This window comes from Pseudomonas sp. P5_B2, from assembly GCF_056400445.1.
The window spans coordinates 1-4,968 of the sequence record NZ_JBFULH010000306.1 but is presented as its reverse complement, the minus strand read 5'-3'; the positions used below and the strand labels follow the sequence as shown (position 1 = coordinate 4,968).

5 protein-coding genes and 1 pseudogene are annotated in these 4,968 nt (G+C 58.6%); 2 read left to right on the top strand and 4 right to left on the bottom strand.

Features of this window, described 5'->3' with window-relative positions:
• Both AC1DRJ_RS19095 and AC1DRJ_RS19090 read right to left on the bottom strand, forming a co-directional pair.
• Window positions 1-197 (bottom strand): annotated as a pseudogene (locus AC1DRJ_RS19095) (DUF4405 domain-containing protein); the annotation flags it as partial.
• Window positions 198-415: 218 nt separating this feature from the next.
• The gene (locus AC1DRJ_RS19090) at window positions 416-808 is read right to left on the bottom strand and encodes a c-type cytochrome (protein ID WP_477803520.1); all 393 of its coding nucleotides are present in this window, start codon (window positions 806-808) and stop codon (window positions 416-418) included.
• 139 nt (window positions 809-947) lie between these two features.
• Here AC1DRJ_RS19090 and AC1DRJ_RS19085 point away from each other — a divergent pair, with 139 nt between their 5' ends.
• Entirely contained in the window at window positions 948-1,244 is a 297-nt protein-coding gene (locus tag AC1DRJ_RS19085; protein WP_477803519.1) for a DUF7693 family protein, read from the top strand.
• A 9-nt stretch (window positions 1,245-1,253) separates the two neighbouring features.
• Here AC1DRJ_RS19085 and solA read toward each other — a convergent pair whose 3' ends face one another.
• Complete coding sequence (gene solA / locus AC1DRJ_RS19080) at window positions 1,254-2,435, bottom strand: N-methyl-L-tryptophan oxidase (RefSeq protein WP_477803518.1); 1,182 nt, start codon at window positions 2,433-2,435, stop codon at window positions 1,254-1,256.
• Window positions 2,436-2,602: 167 nt separating this feature from the next.
• On the opposite strand from solA, the gene AC1DRJ_RS19075 reads away from it, so the two are divergent.
• Window positions 2,603-4,285: a sensor domain-containing diguanylate cyclase gene (locus AC1DRJ_RS19075; RefSeq protein WP_477803517.1), complete on the top strand. Its 1,683-nt coding sequence runs from the start codon at window positions 2,603-2,605 to the stop codon at window positions 4,283-4,285.
• Window positions 4,286-4,352: 67 nt separating this feature from the next.
• Here AC1DRJ_RS19075 and AC1DRJ_RS19070 read toward each other — a convergent pair whose 3' ends face one another.
• Entirely contained in the window at window positions 4,353-4,949 is a 597-nt protein-coding gene (locus tag AC1DRJ_RS19070; RefSeq protein ID WP_477803516.1) for a LysE family translocator, read from the bottom strand.
• Between the last annotated feature and the right edge of the window lie 19 nt (window positions 4,950-4,968).

The window sequence follows — 4,968 nt, the reverse complement described above, 5'->3', positions numbered from 1 at the left end:
ATATACCCCATCAGAGGCCCCCAGTTCTTCCATAAGTGCAACGCAAATGGAACCAGAAGAACAATGCTGAGCCATTCATGCATGCTATGAAACAGCGCCGGTGCCCAATGGAAGAACAGCGCCACGCCAGAAATCATAGAAACGATAAAGAAGCCAGTGGTCAGTGGAGTTGCGAAGCGATTGATCAGGTTTTTCAAGTCGTAGCTTCCGGGGTTCAGTCATTTTGATGCCGCGCGCATGCGGGCTCACTGGACTTGCAAGAGGGATTTTCAGGCGATGGTTTAAGGCATTTATGGTACAGCTGTTTTGTGTAAGGAATTTGTAAGGCGGAGTAAAACTTCTATTTACATTGCGCCCTACAACAACTTTGTCGACAACACAAAAGTTGGGGAAATTAGATGAATGAAGTAAAGCGCTACTGCTCCTGAAAGGTTTGCAGGTAAGCCAGCAGGTTGCCGATCTTTTCCGGATCGCTGACCCCCCAGAAAATCATGCGGGTGCCAGGGACCACATCTTTCGGGGCTTCGAGGTAGGCGGTCAGTGTTTCGCGAGTCCAGACGATACCGGCGGATTTCATGGCGTCGGAATATTGATAATCCGCCGTGCTGCCGGAATGTCGTCCAAAGATACCGTTGAGCTGCGGACCAAATGAACCCCGTGCCGATTCCCCGACCTGGTGGCAACCCCCGCAGATCCGTTTGAACAGTGTCGCACCCGCTTCAACATCACCGGCCGCCTGTACCGGAACGCTGAACACACCTGCATTGAGAAGACAGGTGAAGGTGATGATTACAGTGGATTGCWTCATGTTCTGTTCCCGAACGTATAGAGCCAGGCGCGAGTGAATCAATGGGCACCTGCTTGCAGGCGCAAAAGTTTACGCAAAGAATGGCTGGCTTCGTAACCCGGCGCATCGGCGCCTGACCAATATTTTGCTGGAGACTCCTGTGCCACCCCTGACCGCCCGCGAGGTTTACCAGACATTGCGCCATGCTGCCCTGGGCACTCACCTTTTGCGACGCCTCGATATACCTGCCGGGCCCGGCCAGGTGCGAGTCGACATCGACGGCTGGCGCCTGACCCTCGACGTCGACGGCGTCCATGTGCGCCACTGCCAAAGCTGCCACAGCCCCGACGGCCGCGAGGGTGATCTCGACAGCTGGCAACGTTACGGCACCGACCCGGTCAGTTTTCTCAGCGCGTGGGAGCTGGCGCAGATCGAGCGGCTGCTTACCGAGGACTGAGCACCGAACTCACTCAACACCTCTGCCCTCAAACCGCTTCAACGAAAACGCCGACAAATCCAGGTCACTGCTGCCCCGCATGCACCACTGCGCAAACGCCTCACCCAGTGCAGCCGAGTGCTTGAAGCCATGCCCCGAGCAGGCGGACACCACCAGGGTGTTTTTCAGTGTCGGGTGTTCATCGATGATGAAGTGACTGTCCGGGGTCACGGTGTAAGCACACACCGCTGAGTTGGCCAGCCGAGAGGTGACGCCCGCAATCTTGCCGCGCACGTGGGCCTCAAACATGGCGCTTGCTTCGGCTTCGCTGACGGTTCTGTCCAGCGTCTCGGGTGAAGATTCTTCACTGTATTGCTCGGTTGCGACCTTCAGGCTGCCCTCGCCGGGCAACGGTGGAAAGCCGTAGTTCGAGGCTTCATCGCCGGCGCCGTGTGAGTAGATAAAGGTCGGCGATACCGATGCAAACCGGGCCCCCTCCTCCAGTTCAAACCAAAACAGCTTCTGCCGACACACCCTCAGCAATTGATCGAAAGGCCTGCCCAGCAAACCCGCCGACCACATGCCGGCGCTGATTACCACTTTGTCGGCCAGGATTGTGCGCTGGTCGGTGATGACGGTGACGCCCTGATCATCCGAGGTGATATGCGTGACGGTTTCGCCGTTGAACAGTGTCGCGCCACGTTCCTCGGCGAGTTTGAGTTGCACCGCGATACAACGCTCAGGCCGGACAAAACCACCGCTCGGTTCGAAGTAGCCGACAGCGGTGTCCAGCACGGGTGAAAACTGCGGGAAGCGCTGACGAATCTGTTCGGCTGCCAACACCTCATGCTCAATACCATAGCGTTTCGCGAGACGAATAGTGCGCAGGGTGAAGTCATTGTCATCGTCTGCGTCATAGCCGGGGCTGGAGGTCATGACCAACACGCCACACTGTTCGAACAACGACTCACCGGACAGTGCTTCGAGTTCCCGCCAGATGCGATGAGAGTTGCGCACGATCGGCAGATACTCGGCACCCTCGCCGACCGAGAGGCGGGTGATCCGTGTATCGCCGTGGCTTGAACCCTGGGTGTGAGGTGGATGGTGGCGGTCGATGCCAGTCACCTTGACCCCGGCTTTCGCCAATTGATACAGCGTGGCGGCGCCCATCGCCCCCAAACCGAGCACTGCTACTTCACACCGATGTTCCATCTATATTCCCCGCCAGAAACCGGCTTGCTGAAAAGCCGACAGCATAGGCCAGGGACCGCTTAAGCGGTCGCTGACGTGTTCATGAGCTGGGGGGAATTTCTCTGCCACTGGCCCCACCCAACGCTTTGCGCATACCATACTTCCACCTCAGACATTAGAAACCACCCATGATCAAAGCCAGTCTGCGCAGTCACCTGACCCTGTGGTTTGCGGGTTTGTCGTTGCTCACGCTGGTCAGCGTAGGGTTTTATGTGGGCCACATCGCCACCGGGCAAATGAAGCAGGCCAGCGGCAATGCCTTGTTGAGCACCGCCCGGTCTGCGGCCGAGTTGTTGAGTGCGCAACTGCACGAACGGCAGCTCGAAGTTTCCCTCCTTAGCCGTGCCCCGTTGTTTACACGTGGCAACCTCGACGATCCGGATATTCTGACCTCGATGGATTTGCGTTCGCAGTCCCGCGCCGAGTACGCGTGGATGGGCGTAGCCGATAGCGACGGGCGTGTGCGACAAGCTGTGAATGGCCTGCTGGTCAATCAATCGGTGAAAGAACGCCCGTGGTTTCAGGCCGGGCTACGCCATGCCTATACCGGCGATCCTCATGAAGCAGTATTACTGGCCAAGCTGTTGCCGGGGACRGCTACCGGCGAACCGTTGAGATTCATTGATTTCGCTGCGCCCATCCACAATACCGCGGGTCAAGTGGTCGGTGTATTGGGCGCCCATGCGCACTGGAGCTGGGTGACCCGGATTGTGGATGCCGCGGTCATGCGCAAAGACCGGGCGTCTGAAATGCAAGCGCTGATTGTCGACCACGACGGCAAAGTGCTCTACCCGGAACGGCTCCTGGGGCAGCAAATGCCCATCATGCCGGCGGCTGCGATAGAGACGCCCACCAACCCCGGTTGGTGGGTGGGCGATGGTTTCCTGACCAGTATGGTCGCGGTTCCAACGCCATTGAGCACGAACCTTTCGTGGTACATCGCGGTTCGACAACCGCTGGACATTGCGCTTGAGCCCGCACGTGTCTTGTTTTACAAACTGCTGGGGTTGGGTGTGGCAGCGGCACTGGTATTTGGCCTGGTGGCCTACTACTTGGCGCTGTACCTCAGCCGTCCGATCGAGCAACTGGCAAAAGCGGCCAAACAGGTACAGAACCAACAGGTCGGCGCGAGGTTTCCCCGGGATCATTCGGTGCGCGAAATTGCCCAGCTCGGCCAGTCGTTGCAAGGCATGACTGAGTCATTGCTGCGCAAAGAGCGTGAGCTGCAAGAGGCCAATGCGTCACTGGAAGCCACCGTCGCACAGCGCACTGCGGCCCTCACCCAAGCCAACGCCGAGCTATTGAAACTGGCGACTCATGATGCGCTGACCGGCGTGTTCAACCGGCGGCGATTCGATGAAAAACTRGCCGAAAACAGCCTGTTATTCCAACGCACGGGACGCCCGTTCGCCTTGCTGTTCATCGACGCTGACCACTTCAAGCACATCAATGACACCCACGGCCATGCCATCGGCGATGAAGTGCTGCGCCAGCTCGCCCGGCTGATTCAGGACAACACTCGCGCCACAGACTTCCTGGCCCGCTATGGGGGTGAAGAGTTCGCGGTGTTGCTGCCGGAAGTCGAGGTACCCGAAAGCCCCGAAGTCGTTGCCGAAAAGATTCGTGCAGCCATCGCCGATGCAACCTTTGCCTCGGTCGGGCACGTCACCGTCAGTATCGGCATCGGGCTGGCCTCGCCTTTGGATACCACGGCGACCGCGCTGATCAAACGGGCTGATCAGCAGCTTTACCAAGCGAAACGCACGGGCAGGAATCGGGTGTCTCAACAGGCCACTGTTGGCTCAGAATGATGCCGAACCACTTGAGCCTTGCCGGTCCAGCGGCTAATTAAAGCGCTCTGTCCAGGCAACGGTCGACCTACACCAGTACGGTCAACCAGGCCGACACCAGCAGCAAAAAAGCCAGTGCACAGTTCAGGCGTTTGAACGCCAGTGGCGAACCAAAAGCCCGGGCACTTCCCATGCCGAGCAATGCCCACAGGGTCATGCATGGCAAAGAGACCAACAGAAACACCAGCGATAACACCAGCAGCCGCAGGGTCTTGTCGCCACCACCGACGAACACGCTCACCACCGCCACCGCCATCATCCAGACCTTGGGGTTGACCAATTGCAGGGTGGCGGCGCCTAACACACTCAGACCCTCGTCACGCGAGGTGGCCGGGGCCAGTGACGGCGGCTCACTTTGAAAGATTTTCCAGGCCAGCCAACTCAACCAGAGCACACCGGCCCAGGACATCGCCAGCTGCACACGCGGAAACCGCAACAACGTCTCGCCCACGCCGAGCCCGACTGCCAACACAATCAGCGACGCCGCCACGCATGCGCCAAAAATGATGGGCAGTGTGGCGCCTAGCCCCCACCGCGAACTGTGGCTCAACACCAGAATATTGGTCGGTCCCGGGGTAATCGAGGCAACGAAGGCAAACAGCAAAAAAGGCAGCAACGATTCCATGGCTCAGCCCCCTTGAAGT

Excerpts from the sequence above, each read along its gene's own strand:
- solA (WP_477803518.1), bottom strand. The coding sequence starts at position 2,435 with ATGGAACATCGGTGTGAAGTAGCAGTGCTCGGTTTGGGGGCGATGGGC.
- AC1DRJ_RS19070 (WP_477803516.1), bottom strand. The coding sequence starts at position 4,949 with ATGGAATCGTTGCTGCCTTTTTTGCTGTTTGCCTTCGTTGCCTCGATT.